This window comes from Dactylosporangium sp. NPDC050688, assembly GCF_040654515.1.
In the GTDB taxonomy this organism is placed as follows: domain Bacteria; phylum Actinomycetota; class Actinomycetes; order Mycobacteriales; family Micromonosporaceae; genus Dactylosporangium.
In genome coordinates this window covers 38,303-55,374 of sequence record NZ_JBFAIC010000044.1, presented here as the reverse complement: position 1 = coordinate 55,374, position 17,072 = coordinate 38,303, and the positions used below count along the sequence as shown (strand labels likewise).

Annotated in this window: 13 protein-coding genes and 2 pseudogenes; 8 read left to right on the top strand and 7 right to left on the bottom strand. The window is 71.9% G+C overall.

What is annotated here, in order from left to right; translation table 11 throughout:
• The first annotated feature begins 82 nt into the window (after positions 1 to 82).
• Positions 83 to 556: a hypothetical protein gene (locus AB0H83_RS33185; protein WP_360101957.1), complete on the top strand. Its 474-nt coding sequence runs from the start codon at positions 83 to 85 to the stop codon at positions 554 to 556.
• A 116-nt stretch (positions 557 to 672) separates the two neighbouring features.
• Here AB0H83_RS33185 and AB0H83_RS33180 read toward each other — a convergent pair.
• From AB0H83_RS33180 to AB0H83_RS33165, 4 genes and pseudogenes are all read right to left on the bottom strand, one after another.
• Positions 673 to 969 (bottom strand): annotated as a pseudogene (locus tag AB0H83_RS33180) (DsrE/DsrF/DrsH-like family protein); the annotation flags it as partial.
• A 76-nt stretch (positions 970 to 1,045) separates the two neighbouring features.
• A pseudogene (locus tag AB0H83_RS33175) lies at positions 1,046 to 2,029 on the bottom strand (FAD/NAD(P)-binding oxidoreductase); the annotation flags it as partial.
• 195 nt (positions 2,030 to 2,224) lie between these two features.
• The gene (locus AB0H83_RS33170) at positions 2,225 to 3,709 is read right to left on the bottom strand and encodes a wax ester/triacylglycerol synthase family O-acyltransferase (RefSeq protein ID WP_360101955.1); all 1,485 of its coding nucleotides are present in this window, start codon (positions 3,707 to 3,709) and stop codon (positions 2,225 to 2,227) included.
• A 219-nt stretch (positions 3,710 to 3,928) separates the two neighbouring features.
• Positions 3,929 to 4,864 carry an MBL fold metallo-hydrolase gene (locus AB0H83_RS33165; RefSeq protein ID WP_360101953.1) on the bottom strand — a complete coding sequence of 312 codons (936 nt, stop codon included), beginning with the start codon at positions 4,862 to 4,864 and terminating at the stop codon, positions 3,929 to 3,931.
• A 164-nt stretch (positions 4,865 to 5,028) separates the two neighbouring features.
• Here AB0H83_RS33165 and AB0H83_RS33160 point away from each other — a divergent pair, with 164 nt between their 5' ends.
• Both AB0H83_RS33160 and AB0H83_RS33155 read left to right on the top strand, forming a co-directional pair.
• Entirely contained in the window at positions 5,029 to 5,325 is a 297-nt protein-coding gene (locus AB0H83_RS33160) for an antibiotic biosynthesis monooxygenase (protein WP_360101951.1), read from the top strand.
• A 55-nt stretch (positions 5,326 to 5,380) separates the two neighbouring features.
• Positions 5,381 to 6,325 (top strand): alpha/beta hydrolase, encoded by a 945-nt coding sequence (locus AB0H83_RS33155; RefSeq protein ID WP_360101949.1) that lies wholly within the window; start codon positions 5,381 to 5,383, stop codon positions 6,323 to 6,325.
• A 6-nt stretch (positions 6,326 to 6,331) separates the two neighbouring features.
• Here the strand turns inward: AB0H83_RS33155 and AB0H83_RS33150 are convergent, their stop codons facing one another.
• Positions 6,332 to 6,949 carry a TetR family transcriptional regulator gene (locus tag AB0H83_RS33150; RefSeq protein WP_360101947.1) on the bottom strand — a complete coding sequence of 206 codons (618 nt, stop codon included), beginning with the start codon at positions 6,947 to 6,949 and terminating at the stop codon, positions 6,332 to 6,334.
• 162 nt (positions 6,950 to 7,111) lie between these two features.
• On the opposite strand from AB0H83_RS33150, the gene AB0H83_RS33145 reads away from it, so the two are divergent.
• The 5 genes from AB0H83_RS33145 to AB0H83_RS33125 are packed head-to-tail and all read left to right on the top strand — an operon-like array spanning position 7,112 to position 11,202.
• On the top strand, positions 7,112 to 7,663 hold the full coding sequence (locus AB0H83_RS33145) for a sigma-70 family RNA polymerase sigma factor (protein ID WP_360101945.1): 552 nt from the start codon (positions 7,112 to 7,114) through the stop codon (positions 7,661 to 7,663).
• A complete protein-coding gene (locus AB0H83_RS33140; RefSeq protein ID WP_360101943.1) occupies positions 7,660 to 8,463 on the top strand; it encodes a hypothetical protein in 804 nt (267 codons plus the stop codon). Before AB0H83_RS33145 ends, AB0H83_RS33140 begins: the two co-directional genes overlap by 4 nt.
• A gap of 29 nt (positions 8,464 to 8,492) precedes the next feature.
• On the top strand, positions 8,493 to 9,293 hold the full coding sequence (locus AB0H83_RS33135) for an ATP-binding cassette domain-containing protein (RefSeq protein ID WP_360101941.1): 801 nt from the start codon (positions 8,493 to 8,495) through the stop codon (positions 9,291 to 9,293).
• Entirely contained in the window at positions 9,290 to 10,603 is a 1,314-nt protein-coding gene (locus tag AB0H83_RS33130) for a hypothetical protein (protein WP_360101939.1), read from the top strand. Before AB0H83_RS33135 ends, AB0H83_RS33130 begins: the two co-directional genes overlap by 4 nt.
• A complete protein-coding gene (locus AB0H83_RS33125; protein ID WP_360101937.1) occupies positions 10,600 to 11,202 on the top strand; it encodes a hypothetical protein in 603 nt (200 codons plus the stop codon). The genes AB0H83_RS33130 and AB0H83_RS33125 overlap by 4 nt, the downstream gene beginning before the upstream one ends.
• A 56-nt stretch (positions 11,203 to 11,258) precedes the next feature.
• Here the strand turns inward: AB0H83_RS33125 and AB0H83_RS33120 are convergent, their stop codons facing one another.
• Together AB0H83_RS33120 and AB0H83_RS33115 are read right to left on the bottom strand one after the other, a co-directional pair.
• Positions 11,259 to 12,050 carry an SMI1/KNR4 family protein gene (locus AB0H83_RS33120; RefSeq protein ID WP_360101935.1) on the bottom strand — a complete coding sequence of 264 codons (792 nt, stop codon included), beginning with the start codon at positions 12,048 to 12,050 and terminating at the stop codon, positions 11,259 to 11,261.
• Between the two features lie 105 nt (positions 12,051 to 12,155).
• Positions 12,156 to 17,072 (bottom strand): DNA repair ATPase, encoded by a 4,917-nt coding sequence (locus AB0H83_RS33115; RefSeq protein ID WP_360101933.1) that lies wholly within the window; start codon positions 17,070 to 17,072, stop codon positions 12,156 to 12,158.

Sequence of the window (17,072 nt, the reverse complement as noted above, 5' to 3'; positions counted from 1 at the left end):
GTCAACCGGCCCTGGCACCGGCAGACCGCCGGAGCGACGCTCAATACACCCCGTCACAACCATGAGTGAGAGGAGTGCCGCCATGGCCTCCGCCCAAGGGGACCGCCGGCCAGGCGTCGCCGCGCGACGGTTCGGCTACGCCGTATCGGTGTCCGTCAACCTCGTCATCATGTACGTGCTCAACGTCAGCCCAGGATGGCAGGCCGCTTCGATCCTCACCGGCACGACCACGCAGGTGCTCGGCATGGTGAACCTGTCCCTGCTGGCCGGGGTCGTCGTCAACGTCGTGTACGTCGTGGCGGACGGCCCGCTGGTGAGGCGGCTCGGCGACCTGGCCACGACGGCGATCAGCATGGTCGCGCTCGTGCGGGTCTGGCAGGTGTTCCCGTTCGACTTCGCCGGCTCGGCGGTCGACTGGGGCATCGTCACGCGAAGCGTGCTGGTCGCGGCGCTGGCCGGCACCGGCATCGCTGTGCTCGTGCACGTCGTGGCATTGACGTTACTCATGATCGAACGACTCGCTCATGTGGGCACAGATCGTCACGCGCTGCGGTGACTGACCGCGACCCTCGCCCCTGGCATCCGCCCCGCGGCGGGCGCGACGAGCCGGTGGATCCGGGCGCGCCTCCACCGGCTGCCCCGCAGATACGCGCAGAACTTCCGAGGACCTGCTTAGATGAAGAGCAGCTGGGCGCCGTCGGTCTTTTCGATGAAGTCGGCTGCGTTGATGATGCCCTCGACCGCGCCGTACAGGTCGTCCTGTGTCACGCGCATCATGTCGGCGGACATCCGGCAGGCCCACAGGTGTCCGCCGGAGGCGACGATCTGGTCGAGGAACTCGGGGATCTCGGGCACGCCGACATCGCCGATCTGCTTGCGCATCATGTGCGTGGCGACAGCGGTCATCCCGGGAACGCCACCGAGGCCCTGCGGGATGTGTGTGGCGGTGTTGCCCAGCGGAGTGAACTTGGCGGTGAGGAAACCTTCGGCGTCCACGTGGATGTCACGGCCGGCGATGGTGGTGTGGGGCATGATGTCCTCGCTTTCACACGGTGGGCTGGTGCTTGCCGGCCATCGACAGGTGCACCGGCAACGGGACGGGGCGGCCGGGCAGCAGCATGTTCCAGTACATCCAGCGGAACGCGAGCTTGCCCCAGTGGTTGGCCGCGGTCTCGTGCAGGAGCCGGAACGGGCCGACGGCCGGCAACGGGTACCGTCCCGGTAGCGGTTCGGTGTCGTAGTTGAAGTCGATGAGCAGGGCCTTGCCGCCCCCCGACTCGACGAAGCAGTTGGCGTGCCCGTCGAAGCGGCCGGTCATTGGCGCGCCGTTGACGTGTTGCACGAAGTTGCCGGCGAACACCTCGACCGAGAAGTGCGCCACCGACCCGGCTTTCGAGGTCGGGGCGTCGTTGGCGTCGCCGATCGCGAAGATGTTCGTGTGCGTCTTGGCCAGCAGGGTGTGCCTGTCGACCGGCACCAGGTTGAGCTCGTTGCCCAGGCCCGAGCGGGCGACGTACTCGGCGCCCATGTTCAGGGGCACGGTGACGAGCAGGTCGAACGGTATCTCGCGCTCGTCGTAGGAGATGAGCGTGGTGCCCTCGACCCGCTCGAGCAGGAAGTCCGGCTCCACAACGATGTTACGGTCGTCCAGCATCGATCCGAGCCGGGCCGACGCGATCGGTTTGGTGAACGCACCCGACAGCGGCGTGGCATAGACGAGCTCGACCCGTCTCCGGATGCCGCGGCGGCGGAGGTACTCGTCGACCAGGAAGGTGAACTCCAGCGGCGCGACCGGGCATTTGATCGGCATGTCGGTGACGTGCACGACGAGCCGGCCGCCGTCAAAGGCGTCGAGGGCGTCGGCGAGGGCGAGCGCGCCGTCGAAGGTGTAGAAGTCGAAGATCCGTCTGCGCCATTGGCCGCCGTCGAGCATTCCCGGCGTCTGGTCCGGGCGCGGGGTGACACCGGTGGCGATGACGAGGAAGTCGTACGGCAGGCGCCGCCCGTCGGTGAGCAGCACGGTGTTGTCCTTGGCGATCACCTGGCACCCAGTACGAGCAGCCGCTGCATCGCGTCCACCTCCCGCGAGATCGCCGATACCCCCCACGGTATTTGCCACGTGGTCAGCTCCGTAGGGCACGAAGGCCCGGTCAGAACGGGACGATCGGTCCGGGCGGAGCGCAGTGCCCCGGGTTTCGGCAGGCCGGCCGCGCGGCCGCGTTGTTCATGGGCTTCGGCGCGCCGCCGCGGGTGACGTGGCGCGTTTGCCGGCGCGGCCACGTCGGGGTGTTGCGACGGTCTTCGGCGACCGTGCTGTGGCGTCCGCCGCTCGGGCGGCCTCGACCAGCTTGGCGATCTCATCGCCGAGCGCGTCGATGATCAGGTCGGCGTCCGGGCCGGTGTCATAGTCCGTGGTGACGCCGAAGGACATCTGCCCGTGGTACGTCAGGGCAGCTACGCCGGTGCGCAGGCGGACGGCGATCGGCACGTAGGGCAGGATCTCGACGATCTGCCGGCCCAGGACGTACAGGGGACGGCGCGGGCCCGGCACGTTCGTGGTCACCGCAACGATGTGACGCTGCGGCAGCCGGGCAGCCAGGCGGATGCCGTATGCGAGCGGCGGGAAGGGCTCGTGCTTGGCCAGTTCGGTCATCGCCTCGCCGGCTTCCGCCTCTTTGCTCTCCTTCAGCGCGCTGAGCCGCCGGTGCACCTCGCGCAGGCGGCCGACCGGATCGGTGTGCTCGACGGGAAGTAACGGCAGCAGCACAGAGATGCGGTTGTCCACGACGCCCTCGTCCCCGGGGGTGCGCATCGACACCGGCACCAGCGTCCGGACCGCGTCGGGGTCGGGTGTCGCGCCGTCGTTGAGCAGGTGCGTCCGGAAGGCGCCGGTGACGGCGGCCAGAACGACGTCGTTCACCGTGACCTGGAAGGTCTTGGCGACGTGGACCACATCCTGCAGTGCGGCCCGGCCCACGGCGTACCGGCGCTGCTGACCGATCGGGCCGGCCAGTGGGGACCTGGACACCGGCATCAGGACGCCGGTCAGCTCGATCAGTCCCCGGGCGGTGTCGGCGACGTGCCGCACGAGCGCCTGGGGGGCGTGCAGCGCGTGCATGAGGGAGCGGATCTGCTGCAGCGGGTTGCCGACGAGGTCGGCCACTGCGTCGGCGGTGAGCCGCAGGGTGCTCGGCTCGGGCGTGTGGCACCGCGTGTCGGGCACCGCGTCACGTGGTACCGGCGACTCGTCGAACACGATGCGGTACAGCGCATTGCCGGAGACGCCGTCCGCCATGCAGTGGTGCACCTTCGTCAGTACCGCCCAACGGTTGCCGGCCAGTCCTTCGATCACCCAGCATTCCCAGAGCGGGCGATCGCGGTCGAGGCGCTGCGCCATGAGCCGCGCGACGAGCCGGCACAACGCGGCGTCGTCGCCTGGGGCCGGCAGACCTGTGCGCCGGATGTGGTACGTCAGGTCGAAGGCGGGGTCCTCCACCCATACCGGCGGACCGACGTCCAGCGGCAGCTGGCGGACTTTCTGCCGGTACCGCGCGATGAGTGGTAACCGCCCTCGCACGGATTCGACGAACTCGCTCTGACTGGGCGGCGGGCCCTCGACAACCGCGATCGACGCGATCGCCAGCGAAGCATGCCGATCGGCGTCCTCGAAGTCGAGAAACGCGGAGTCCAGGGGACTCAGATGCTCCATCGGGTCCTCCAAGGCGACGGGTCCACCACAACCATCGCCCCGAAGCGGCCTGTCAGCCAGGGCCGAACGCCCCGTTGGCCCCGGCTCACCGCGTCGCTGCGGCAGGGTGGGCAAAGCCGGCGCAGTCGGCAGCCACCGGTGCCGTCGCATGCCATCCTCGTGGCCACCGCGTCGACGTCGCTCGCAACAGCAACAGCGCCGCCGTGCATCCGCTGCGCCCTACCCGCCGCCGGTCGGCAGACCGTGCCAGGGGTCCTCGCGCCGCCACACCGTCGGCAAGTGCAGCTGCACCCCGTCCGCCGCGGCGAGCCCGTCGAGGACCCGCATGCTGACGTCGAGGTCGTCGCCGAGGTACGGCAGGGCTCGCAGCGGCCGGTCGAGGGGGCGGAAGAAGTCGTCCCAGTGGGTCAGCACGACCCGCCGGGCGCCCACGGCACGCACCGTCTCGTCCCAGTAGGCCCGGATGTACGCCTCGGGCCGCACGCCGAGCTGGCCGACACCGAGGTACACGACGTCGGCCCGGCAGCCCCGCAGCAGTCCGGGGACGAAGCCGGCGCTGCCCTGCACGAGCGCGGTCCGGCCGCCGGCGTGCCGGAGCAGGATGGACCACGCTTCGCCGCACCGGTAGGCGCCCACCCGCACCGGCGGCACCACCGGCTCGGTGATCGTGCCCGGGAACCGGTCCGGCGGGCAGTGCTCGGAGACCAGGTGGGTCACCGTGAACGCGCCGTACGTGTCGGGCCGGCCTGGCGTCACCACCCGGATCCGGTCCGCGGCCAGGCCGTGACCCCGTCCGACGTTCGCCGTCGACTCCCCTCCGACCAGCAGGGCACCGGCACGGTCGGCGACCAGCGCGGCGTCGAGCGCGTGGTCGAAGTGCGTGTGCACCGGCAGGACGGCCGCCAGCCGGTCCACCCCGGCGCGGGCGAGGGCCGCATCGACCAACGCTGCCGAAGGCCGGACTCTGCCGAACAGGAGCCGGCGCAGCGGGTACCGGCTGAAGAACCCATCCGTCATCACCGCCGTCGACCCGTCATCGATCAGCAGCGTGGAAACGCCGAGGAACGTCACGCTCAGCCCGGACCCGGCCGCGGGCGGCACGTCGAAGCGGTCCCGATACCGGTCGATGTCTGGGCGTCCGAGCTTCCACCGCATGCGCCGACGCTACCGCCCGCCGGGCTGCCGAGCCTACGGCGATGACCGGCCACGCGAGGATCAGGCAAGTGCAGGCGAGCATCGTTCTAACATTTCCCGAGGTCGTGATGCTTTGCTTGGTGGGCAGACGTACCGCGTCGGCACGCCAACAAGGAGGAATCACCATGCACGGCTTCCACGCCACGATGACCGCCCACCCCGGCAAGGGCGACGAACTGGTCGAACTGCTGCTGGCCGCGCCGTCGCTGCCGCACGAGGACTGCGTGGTCTTCCTGGTCACCCGCTCGGCGAGCAACAGCGACGTGGTCTCGGTCACCGAGGGCTGGACCAGCCGCGAGGCCCACGCCGAGTTCTTCGCGACGCAGGCCGCGCAGACGTTGGTCGCGCGGTTGCAGCCGCTGCTGGCGGGCGAGTCGCAGTACAGCGACCAGGTCCCCGTCGGCGGCAAGGCCACCTTCTGATCCTCCGACAACCTCTCCCCCGGACTCAGCCCTCAGGACGATTGGACCCCGCATCATGATCACCACCGACCCCGAGCTCGCCGCCCTCCTCGCCGGCATCCCGCTCGTCACGGCGCTCGACGCCGAGTCGCTCACCCAGATCCGCCCGTACTCCTCCGGCCCGCTGGAGCCGCTGCTGGACAACCGCGCCGTCGACCGCCGCGAGGTCACCGTCCCGGCCCAGGACGGCACCGAGATCCCGCTGACGATCCTCAGCCCGAAGGGCCTGACCGCCCCGGCGCCCTGCGTCTACTGGATCCACGGCGGCGGGATGGTCATGGGCGACCGCTTCGCACAGCTCGACATCCCACTGGAGTGGCTGGACCGCTTCGGCGCGGTCGTGGTCACGGTCGACTACCGCCTGGCCCCGGAGTTCACCGGCACGACGCTGGTCGACGACTGCTACACGGCCCTGCACTGGACCGCCACGAACGCCGCCGAGCTGGGCATCGACCCGGCCCGCATCGTGGTGGCCGGCACCAGCGCCGGCGGCGGCCTGGCCGCGGGCGTCACGCTGATGTCCCGTGACCGCGGCACCCCGTCGATCGCCGCCCAGGTCCTCATCTGCCCGATGCTCGACCACCGCAACACGACCGTCTCCAGCCACCAGTTCGCCGGCACCCCGGGCGTCTGGACCCGCGAAACGAACGAGTTCGCCTGGCGCTCACTGCTGCCCGACGCCACCGACGTGTCGCAGTACGTGTCCCCGTCCCTCGCCACCGACCTGTCCGGCCTGCCACCCACGTACATCGACGCCGGCACCGCCGAGGTCTTCCGCGACGAGGACGTCGCCTACGCCACCGCGATCTGGGCCTGCGGCGGCCAGGCCGAGCTGCACGTGTGGGCGGGCGGTTTCCACGGCTTCGACGCCCTCTTCCCCCACGCCAAGATCTCCGCCGCGGCCCGCCGGACCCGCACCGACTGGCTCGCCCGCGTCCTGCAGTCAACGGCGACGAGCTGAAGGCGCTCAGCTGAGCCGGTTGCCGTCCTCAGGCGCAGGATGATACCGGCTCCAGCCCTGATCGAGGATCCGGAATCCCGCGTCGAGCATCGGATCGGTGTCGCTCGTCACGAGCAGCTGGATCTGGAGTGCGAAGCGGGCGTAGACGCGGATCTCGTCGCTCGGCTGCGGCAGGCCGAACTCCTCGGTGATGGCCGCGGCGAGTGCGTCCTCGTGGCGGAGCCACATCCGGGAGGCGTAGTCCTGGAGCGTGGGGGTCGCCTCCATGAGCGACATGATGCGGCGGCGGACCTCCCCGTCCTCGCCGGACCACATGGCGACGAACTCGGCGCGGTAGTGGGCCTTCAGCGCTTCCGAGATCGACAGGCCGTCCGGTCGTTCGCGCACGGCGGCGACGAGCCGCTCGCGCTGCGCGTCCTCCTCGGCGAAGAGCAGTGCCTCCTTCTGGGGGAAGTGCGCGAAGACGGTGGTCGGGGAGACGTCCGCCCGGTCGGCGATCTCGCGCACGCTCACCGCGTCGAAGCCGCGCTCGAGGAACAGCTCCTGCGCCGCTTGCAGGATCAAGGCCCGGGTCGCGGCCTTCTTCCGCTCCCGCCGCCCGGCCTGGTTCCGCTCCGCTCCCATGCCCGACAGCGTACAGCTCATGATTGGCTTGACACCAAAAGTGGTCTCGATACACCTTCCCGCCGGCTCCCGCGCCCCCGAACGACCCGCACCGCACGAGCGCAGTGACGCATGTCACTCTGAATTGAAATCCGCCGGACGATCCGCGTCGTCTCTCTGGGTGTGAGACGAAGTCTGGATGCGGTCGACGAGGAGGAACTCGTCCGCCGCATCGCCACCGGTGACCGGCTGGCGTTCGACGAGCTGTACCGGCGGACGTCGCCGTGGCTGGCCGTGCGGCTGGCCCGCCGCTGCGCCGACCCGGACGTGGTCGTCGACGTGCTGCAGGAGACCTACCTGGCGGTGTGGCGGGCGGCGGGCAGCTTCGCCGGGTCGGCCACGAACGGCAGCGCGGTCGGCTGGTTGTGGACGATCGCGGCCAACCGCCTCGTCGACGCGTTCCGGCGGCGGGCCCGGCAGGCACAGGTGCCGGCCGTGCCGCTGGCGCCGGCGGTGGCGCCGGCCGCGGAGGACGAGGTCCTGGCCGGCCGGGTCGGCCAGGACCTGGAGCAGGCGCTGCTCGTCCTGCCGGTGGAGCTGCGGCAGGTCCTGCGGGCGATGGTGCTCGACGGGCTGACCGTCCGGGAGACCTCGCTGCTGTTGGGGGTGCCGGAAGGCACGGTGAAGACCCACGCCCGGCGGGCCCGGCTGATGCTGCGGGAGGCACTGTCTTGACCACGCACCCGACACTCGACGCGATCGCCCGGTACGCCGGCGACGGGCCCGGCCTCGACGACGCCGCCGTGTGGTCGATCGAGGTGCACCTCGAGAACTGCGCCGACTGCCGGGCCCGGCTGGCCGGCAGCACGACCGACGCCACCCGGACGCTGCTGGACCGGGTCGCCGCCGAGCTCGACCGCGGCGTGGCGGCGGGGCCCGCCCCGGCCCGGCTGCGGCGGCCGTGGTCGGTGCTGCACCAGCGCTGGCTGGTGTGGGCGCTGCTGCCGTGGCTGACGATGACGGCCGGCGTGCTGGGCTGCGCGATGCTGCTGCAGGAGGTCAACCCGCAGTGGCCGTCGCTGGTGCTGCTGCTGGCACCACTGGCACCGCTGCCGGGGGTCGCGGTCGCCTGGAGCCGGCGCGCCGACCCGGCCTGGGAGCTCATCGCGGGCACGCCCTCAGCCGGACTGACGATGCTGCTGCGGCGGACCGCGGCCGCGCTGGCCGTCGTCGTGCCGCTGCTCGCCCTCATCGGCATCCGCACCGGCGACTCCCTGGCGCTGCTGCTCCTGCCCTGTTTCGCCTGCACCGCCGCCACCGTCGCCATCGGCGGCCTGGTCGGGGTGGTCCGCGCCGCCGCCGGGATCGGCGTGGTGTGGGCCGCCGCCGTGGTACTGCCGAGCGTCGGCACCGGGCACATGTCCGTCGTCCTCCGGCCGGGCAGCGTCCCGGTCTGGGCCCTCGCCGCCGTGGCGCTGGCCGCGTTCACCGTCACCCAAGCCGACAACTACCGACGGCTGTCCAGCCGTTCCTGAAGACTTTCGAGAAAGCGGAGGACCATGACATGCGTTCGGTGAGCGCGGCCGAGACCGCCCCGACCATCTCGCCGTGGGCCGTCCAGGCCGAAGGACTGCGGGTCCGCGTCGGCCGGCACCTGGCCGTCGACGGGCTCGACCTCTCCCTCGGTACCGGCGTGCACGGGCTGCTCGGCCCGAACGGGGCCGGCAAGACCACGTTGATGCGCGCCCTGGCCACGGTCGTCAAACCGGCCGACGGGCGGCTGCAGCTGCTCGGGCAGCCGGTCGACGGCCGCGGCAACCTGCGGCTGGTCCGCCGCGGCCTCGGGTACCTGCCGCAGCAGTTCGGTTTCTACCCCCGGTTCACCGTACGCGAGTTCGTGGAGTACCTGGCCTGGCTCAAGGAGATGCCCGGGCCGGCCATCCCCGACGCGGTGCAGCGGGCGATCGACCGGGTCGGTCTCACCGAGAAGGCCGATGCCCGGATGAAGACCCTGTCCGGCGGCATGCTGCGCCGGGCCGGCATCGCCCAGGCGATCGTGAACAGCCCGGAGGTCGTGCTGCTCGACGAGCCCACCGTCGGCCTCGACCCCGAGCAGCGGCTGGACTTCCGGACCCTGCTACGGGAACTGGGCGTCGACAGCTGCGTCCTGGTCTCCACACATCTGGTGGAGGATGTGGTGGCCGCGTGTACCGACGTCATCCTGATCAACCGCGGGAAGCTGGTGTACCAGGGCACCCCCGACGGTCTCGTCGCCGAGGGCGGGCCGGACGACGCCGGGGACAGCCCGGCCGAGCGGGGCTACTCCGCACTGCTGCGCCGGCACCGGGCCGAGGAGGTCCGGTGACCCGCGTGCTGCGCACCGAGCTACGCCGCTCCTCCGCCGGCGCGTTGTTCCTGGTCCTTCTCGTCGCCGGCGTCGGCCTGCTGTACTCGGCCCCGGACGTGTGGGCGTACGGGTGGATGCCGGTGGCCATGGCCGAGCGGCAGTACCTGATCCTGCTGTGGCCACTGGCCCTCGCGGCCGGCGCCTGGCAGTCCCGCCGCGAGCAGCGGTCAAACGTGGCGGAGCTGTTCGCCAGCACCAGCCGGCCGCTCCCCCAGCGGGTGGCGCCGACCCTGGCCGTCATGGCGGTCGCCGCGGCGAGCGGCTACCTGGTGGTGGCCGCGACGACGGTGCCGTGGATCGCCCATTCGGCCCGGTACCTTCCGACCGCCGTCTTCGCCGTCGTGGCCGTGGGGGCGCTGTCGCTGGTCGCGGCCGCCTGGCTGGGCATGGCGATCGGCCGGTTGGTGCCGTCGCCGGCGACCGCCCCGGTGGTGGCGGTGGCGGGCATCGCGGTGCTGCTCATCCTCACCCCGCCGGTGCTGGGTGGCCGGACGTGGCTGGCCGCCATGCTCTCACCCACGCGCGGCATCGGGCTCTTCAGTGACTTCCGCACCGTGTCCGGCCGGGTCAGCGCCGCGCAGGCGCTCTGGCTGGCCGGCGTCGCGGTGACCGGCACGGTGCTGCTCGCCGCCGGCAAGCGGCTCACCCGGGTCGCGGCGTTGATCCCGCTGCTGCTGGGTGCGGGCGCCGCCCTCGCGGTCATCCCGCAGGGCAGCGCCTACGTCGACTCACCGATCGACCGGGTCGCGCAGCAACTGGTCTGTGCCGAGGGCAGCCCCCGGGTCTGTGTGAGCCGGGCGCACGCCGGGCTGCTGGACGTGGTGACCCCACGGGCCCGGGAGGCCCTCCGCCTGCTGGCCAGGCTGCCGGATCCGCCCACCTCCGCCGTCGAGGACGTCAACACGTTCCTCGATGAGCACGTGCAGCCGTACCGGGCCGACACCGTCATGTTCCGCATCGAGATCGGCGGCGACGGCCGGCTGCTCAACCCCGACTCCTTCGCGATGCGCATGCTGTACGCGGGCGGCATGAGTGAGGCCCCCTGCCCGGACGGCCTCGACCCGGCCGTGAGCATCGCCGTGGCGCACTGGCTGATGGGTGAGGAACCACCGGCCGCGGCGGCCGAGCCGGACGCGGACATCCACAGCGTGTGGGCGGGCCTGCACGCCCTGCCTGAACAGGCGGCGATCGACCGGGTCGCGGCGGTGCGCAAGGCCGCCCTGGCCTGCGGGGACCTCGCCGAGGCGCTGGCCGGGGGCACCGCATGAGGTGGCTGACGCTCTACCTGCGCTCCCGCCAGGCACCGCTGGCGCTGATCCTGGCCGCCGGCTGCGTCGCACTGCTGTGGGCGCTGTGGTCGGCCTTCTCCGACGACCGGGACGTGGACGTGCCGATGGTGATCCTGACCGTACTGCTGACCGTCGCCACGTTGACCGCCACCCTCGGCGGCCCGGACGACGCGCTGGAACGCACCGGCTCGCTGCCGTGGCTCCCCCGGCGGGCCGCGCACGTGCTGGTCGCCTTCGCTGTCGTCGTCCTGCTGGTCCTGGTCACGCAGGCGACCGGGGCCCGCTTCGGCCCGGCCTGGCTGGTGGTCCGGGACGCGGCCGGCCTCTCCGGGCTGACCGCCCTCGGCGCCGCGACGGTCGGCGTGGCCCGGTCCTGGTTCCCGCCGATCGCCTGGACGCTGGCCAGCATCACCGTCGCCCTGCCCGACAAGACCTGGGCGGACGTCGCCACCTGGCAGGTACAGCCGCCGGGCAACCGGCCGGCCGCGATCACCGCGGGTGTGCTCGCGGCCGGCGGGCTTCTCGTGTACGCGGTGCTGGGCCCGACCCGGCGCGCTCCGGCCGAGGCCGCCCAGTGACCCGGGTTTCGCTCAGCGGTGGTGGTGGTGCCCCGGGTGATCGGCGGCCACGCGGTTCAGGCTTCCAGGCGATGGCCGATGCGGTCGAGGGCCTCCTTGCCCCAGTGCGGGCTGACCTGCATCGCCAGGCCGCTGGACGCCCGCACGGTGGTGACGAGGTCGACGAGCAGGTCGTCGCTGGCCGCCCACAGGTAACACTGGCCGGTGGTGCCCCACGCGTCCTTCTCCAGCAGGACCCGCTGGTCGTCGGCGCTGCCGGCGAACCGGTGCCGCTGGCCGTCGCTGTCCGCCGGCCGCTGCTCCAACTGCGAGCCGAGGCCCGCCCAGGTCGCCGGGTCGAAGCTCGCGACCGGGGCCCGGAGCGTCCTGGCGCCACACATCGCCTGGTGGTCCCAGATCCGGCTGTACACCAGATCCGAGAACGAAGCCGTGAGCCTCGTCCACTCGTCGGTGGGTTCCAGATCGTCGAACGAGATCATCACCGGCGGGTCGTCGCTGCCGTCGAGCAGGACCGCCCAATAGCAGACTCCCTGGTTCTCGATCATGAACGGCAGCAGCTGCCGCTCGGCGACCGGATCCCAGTCGCGTTCCTGGTCGGGCTCGCCGCCGGGCCAGTAGCGCTCCGGCCGGCCCAGCTCGTGGGCCGCGTACACGCGGTCCTCGTTGCTGAACCTGCGCAGCGTCTCGTGTCCGGCGGCGAGTGAATACCATTCCCGCACCGACGCGGGCAACGGGAAGCCGCGCACAGCGGCGAACCGGTCGATCGCCGCGACGGCATCGGGTGAAGTCTCCGCGGTCCGCCCGGCCAGGGCCAGCGAACGCGCGTGGTACTGCGGCTGGGACGTCATATGTGCAGCGCTCCTGATCAGCTTGTACGGTGACGCAACGCGATCTTGAATCGCGTGGGCGATCGTACCGGGGCGGTTCAAGCCCCCCGACCTTGCCGGCGACGATCAGCGCGAGGCTGCGGCACGGTCGATCGCCGACTCCACGCCGCCGATCCGGTCGGCCAGGACGCCGACGGCCGCCACCGCCCGGGTCAACGAATCGTCTTCGCTCCCGCCCAGCGCCAGCCGGCGCACGTAGCCGGCCTTCACCTCGGCCCAGCGAAGGACCTGAGCCTCGCTCTGCCGGCCGCGCAGTTCGGCGAGCTTCAGCAGGTTCGCCTCGGCGCCGTCGGTCAGCGTCTGCGCCTCGCCGGCGTAGTGGTCGTCGATCGCCGCCTCCAGTTCGGCGTCGTTCATGACGGGCACGATCCGCTCGGCGAGCTTGTTCATGTTGCGGTAGGAGCCCTGCAGCCGGAACGGCGGCTCGGTGCGTGAGGAGTCCGCCTGCGCGGCCGAGGCCATGTAGGCGCGGTTGACGGTCAGCACCACCTGCTGGACGTGGAGCAGCTTGCGCAGTACCGCCAGGATCTGGTCGAGCTCGATCTGCCCGTACGGGTGCCCGAGCTGATCGGTGCGCACCCGTTCGTCGCCGCGGGCCAGCCGCACCAGCAGCTCGACGTCGCCCGGGGCGCGGGTCGACAGCGGGGCCAGCACGGGGTTGGCGGTGAGTGCGTTCTCGATGTAGCTCAGCGCGAACAGTTCGTCCTGGCCGGACAGGACGTCGCCGAGGTTCCACACGTCGGCGCGGTTGGCGAGCATGTCCGGCACCTGGAAGCGCTGCCCGGACTCGGTGTACGGGTTGCCGGCCATGCACATCGCGAAGCGTTTGCCCCGCAGGTCGTAGGTGCGGGTGCGGCCGTTCCACACCCCTTCCATGCGGCGCTGCCCGTCGCAGAGCGAGATGAACTTCTGCAGCAGCTCCGGCGAGGTGTGCTGGATGTCGTCGAGGTACAGCAGCACGTTGTTGCCCATCTGCAGCGCGAAGGAGATCTTCTCGACCTCCTGCCGGGCCGTCGCATTGGGCGCCTCCGCGGGGTCGACCGAGGTGACGTCGTGGCCGAGCGCCGGGCCGTTGACCTTGACGAACACGAGGCCGAGGCGGTTGGCGACGTACTCCATGAGGGTCGTCTTGCCGTACCCGGGTGGCGAGATGAGCAGCAGCAGGCCCATCTGGTCGCTGCGCTTGCCGTCGCCGGACGCGCCCAGCTGGCGGGCGAGGTTGTCGCCGATCAGCGGCAGGTAGACCTGGTCGAGCAGCCGGTTGCGGACGAATCCGCTCATCACCTTCGGCGCGTATTCCGTCAGCCGCAGCCGCTCCCGTTCGGCGGTCACCAGTTCGGCACGGCGCCGCTGGTACGCCCGGAACGCGGGCATCCGTTCGGTGCGCAGCGCCCGGGTCCGCGACAGCAGGTCGTCGAGGCGCACGGCCAGGGTCCGGGCCTCGATCCGCGGGTGCGTGCCGAGCAGCCCCGGCACCTCGCCGGTCAGCGACGCGGAGGAGTCGTAGCGCGGCAGCCGTGACCCGCACACCTGCACGGCCACGGCCTCGGGCAGGTCGGCGGCGTCGAACGACGTCCCCGCGGCGAATGACGTCAGCCACGCCTCGACCAGCTGGTGCCGGGCCGCGAGGGTGGCCGGGTCGTCGCCGAGCGCTCGCAGATCATCCTCGAAGTCCCGTCGCGCCCCCGCCAGCGCGGCACGGAACGCGGCGACGATGCTCCGCGCGGCGGCACTGGTGACGAACCCGGCGGGCGCGCTGCCCAGCTCCTCGAACAGGTACTCCCCGGCGAGTGCGGCGTCACCGGCGGACAGGGGCAGGCCGTGCGCGGCGTGGAACCGCGCGATCGACGCGGTCAGCTCGCCGCACAGGTCGTCGATCGCGGCCGGCCGGCCGAACAGCGCGCGGGCGCGGGCGAGCGAAGCGGCCCGCCGTACCAGGGCAGCGTCCTCAGACCACGACAGCTGCGCCGCGGCCCGCGCCGCCGGTGGATACCGCAGCAGCCCGGCGCCGGTGTGCAGCCGCAGCAGCAGCTCGAGGATCAGGGCAGCGTCGTGGTCGTGCACGCCGCGCTCGTACCCCTCGTCGAAACGCTGCTCCGCGGCACGGCGGACGAGCTCGAGCAAGCCGCCGCCGGTCGCCGCGGCGCGGTGCAGCGCCTGCGGGTCGGCGCCGGCGAGCAGGGCGGAGGCCAGGTGCTCGGCGCGGTACACCTCGGGCGACTCCGACGGCAGCGGCTGCTCCCAGAACGGCCTGGCCGCCTCGATGATCTCGTCGTGGACCGGGTCCCGGTAGTCGGTCGCGGTGATGGCGAAGCTCAACCGGTCGCCGTGCGGGACGAGCGTGAGCTGCACGGGCTGGGTGTTGACCGCGAACCGGTGCCGTCCGAGCCTGATCGCGTCGCCGCCGTCGGTGAACAGGTCGAGCCGGTCGCGCAGGGCCCGGCCGGCCTCCATGCGGGCCGCCTTGATGCGGCCTTCGAGCTCCTCGGCGCGCACGTGGTCGTCCAGGGCCCGCAGGGCGCCGGTGATGTCGTGCAGCTTCGTCGCCATCGGGTCGGCGGCGAAGTACGTGTTGACCGCTTCGAGGGTACCGAGGGTCGCGGCCTGACGGCTCACACTGCCCAGAATGCGTTCGGCCGAGTCGACCAGCCGGTCGGCCCGCCGGGACCGCTCGTCCAGCAGCGCCTGCTTGCGCGCCGTGAACGCCTCGTACACCTCGGCCCGCTGCGATCCCAGCTGGGCGAGGAAGTCGTCGAACGCACCGAACCTCGACTCCAGCTGCTCGAGTCGCAGCAGCAACCGGCCGAGCTGTTCGTCGCAGCGGTGCGGGCTGTCGGCGACGGCGAGCGCACCGGTGATCGCCTGACCGAGCAGGCTGAACTCGGCCGCGAACTCGCCGCGGCCCTCCCGGTCCTGTAGCTCACGTCTGCGGCTGTCGAGGGTGGCCCGGGCCCGGTTCACGCCGCCGAGCACCGCACCGACGCGTTCGAGGATGCCGATCCGCACCGTGGTGTCCGCGATGTTCAGCGAGCCGACCACCTCGGTGATCACCTGCAGGCCGTCGGCCTGCTCGGCGAGGCGCCGCGCCACCGGCGCCGCCGCCGCGACCGTCGCGATGGCCGCCGCGTCGCCGGCGAGCCGCTCGATCTCGGTGTGGTAGCCGTCCAGCGCGTCCTCGCGCCGCAGGTAATCGACGGCCCGGTGGGCTGCGGCGTCGAGCTCGGTGGTGAGCTGCCCGGTCAGCTCGTCGACGTGAGCGGTGTCGACGTAGCGCAGCTCGCGCAGCGTCACCAGGCGCCCCTGGGCGTGGTGCAGCTCGGTGAGCCGGCGCACCCAGGCGTCGGCGTCGGCCGGGGCCTCGCCACGTGAGCGGCGCACCAGCGACCCGACGCTGTCCGCGGCCACCCGCAGTGCCGCGGCGGCGCGCCCGGTGAGGTCGCGGACCTTCTCGTGTTCCTCGAGGACCGTGGCGGCGGTCGCCCGGACCTCGCTCAACCGTCCGAGCAGGTCGCCGGCCTCCGGCTCGCTGAGCCAGTGGTGCTCGTCGGCGATGCGCACACACGCGGCGATGATCGCCTCGAACCCGGCGCCGGTCGGGGTCATCTCCTCGACCATGCGGGCCACCGACAGGCAGTCCGACACCCCACGCACGAGGTCGGCGTTGCCGATGCGCTCCAGCGTCCCGCTGCCGGCGGGCTGCGTCGCGGCGTACGCGTCGGCGCTGTACGGCGTGTGCCAGACCTGCATCGTGTGGACCCGCGCCGGCACGTCGGACAACGCGCGGAACACCACGAGGGTGCCGTCGTCGAACAGCGAATAGCCGTGGCACGACATGGGGGTGGCGACCGTTTTGCGGATCACGTTGTACGGCAGCAGCAGCGAGCGCCCCTCCTGCCGGGCGTGGAAGACGAACAGCACGTCCTCCCCGTTCGCCGACCGGATCACCCGCTCGAACTCCAGGCCCGACACCTCGGTGTCGAACGTCTTCGTCACGCCGGTGTCCAGGTGGTAGCCGCCCGGGAAGATGATCCCGTGGTCCTCCGGCAGGCGCTGGCACGCCTGGCCGATGCCGTCGAGGCGGACGACGCCCCGGGTTCGCGTGTTGAACACCAGGTACCGGGTGACCGTCTCCTTGTACGGCAGGATCCGCAGCAGGATCAGCACGCCGACGCGGGCGTAGGCGATGTCGGCGTCGGCGAGGCTCTGCAGCGGCTCGTCGACCGGCTCGGCGTAGATCCCCTCACCGGTCTCGGTGTTGTTCTCGACCTTGACGGTGAGGTTGCCGCCGACCGTCTCGACGAACACCTCGTCCTCAATGGAGATGTGCGGGTGCCGGCCGAGGACGTGCTGGTCCCGGGTGGTCGGCACCCACTCGAAGTCGTGGGCGGCGGGGAACGTGTGGTCGCGCTCGCCCCGGTTGTCCAGGTAGGTGACCGTGCCGTCGGCGGCGACCCGCCAGCGCAGCACCCGCAGGTCGTCCACCCGCGGCCCGGTCTGGAACACCGCGAGGAGCCGGCCGTCGAACCGGCGCAGCTGCATCAGCCGGGTCTGCTTGTAGTAGCGGTACAGCTCGCTGAAGTCGCGCTGGAACTGCGGATCGCGCAGCAGGCCGGGCAGCTCGTCGCGGGCCGGCTCGTCGAACCGGAACCCGTCACCGTCACGGGCGAAGCCGTGCAGGGCGAACACGTCCTCGACGGTGGTCTCCGGTTTGAGGCCGACGAACACGTTGTACCCGAACAGCATCAGCCCGCCGACCGGCACGATGTCGCGGGGCACGCAGTGGTTGCCGGTGCGGATCCGCTCGGTGCCCAGCAGTCGCAGCTCGACGCTGCCGAACACCTCGACCCGGCGGTCGTTGAGCGTCTCCGCCCGCCGGGCCAGCTCCGCCGCCTGCCCGGCCAGCCGGGCGCGGAGCACCTCGTAGGTGCCCGCGTCCAGGCCGGGCTGCGGCACCGCCGCCGGCGTGCTCGTCTGCAGTGCCAC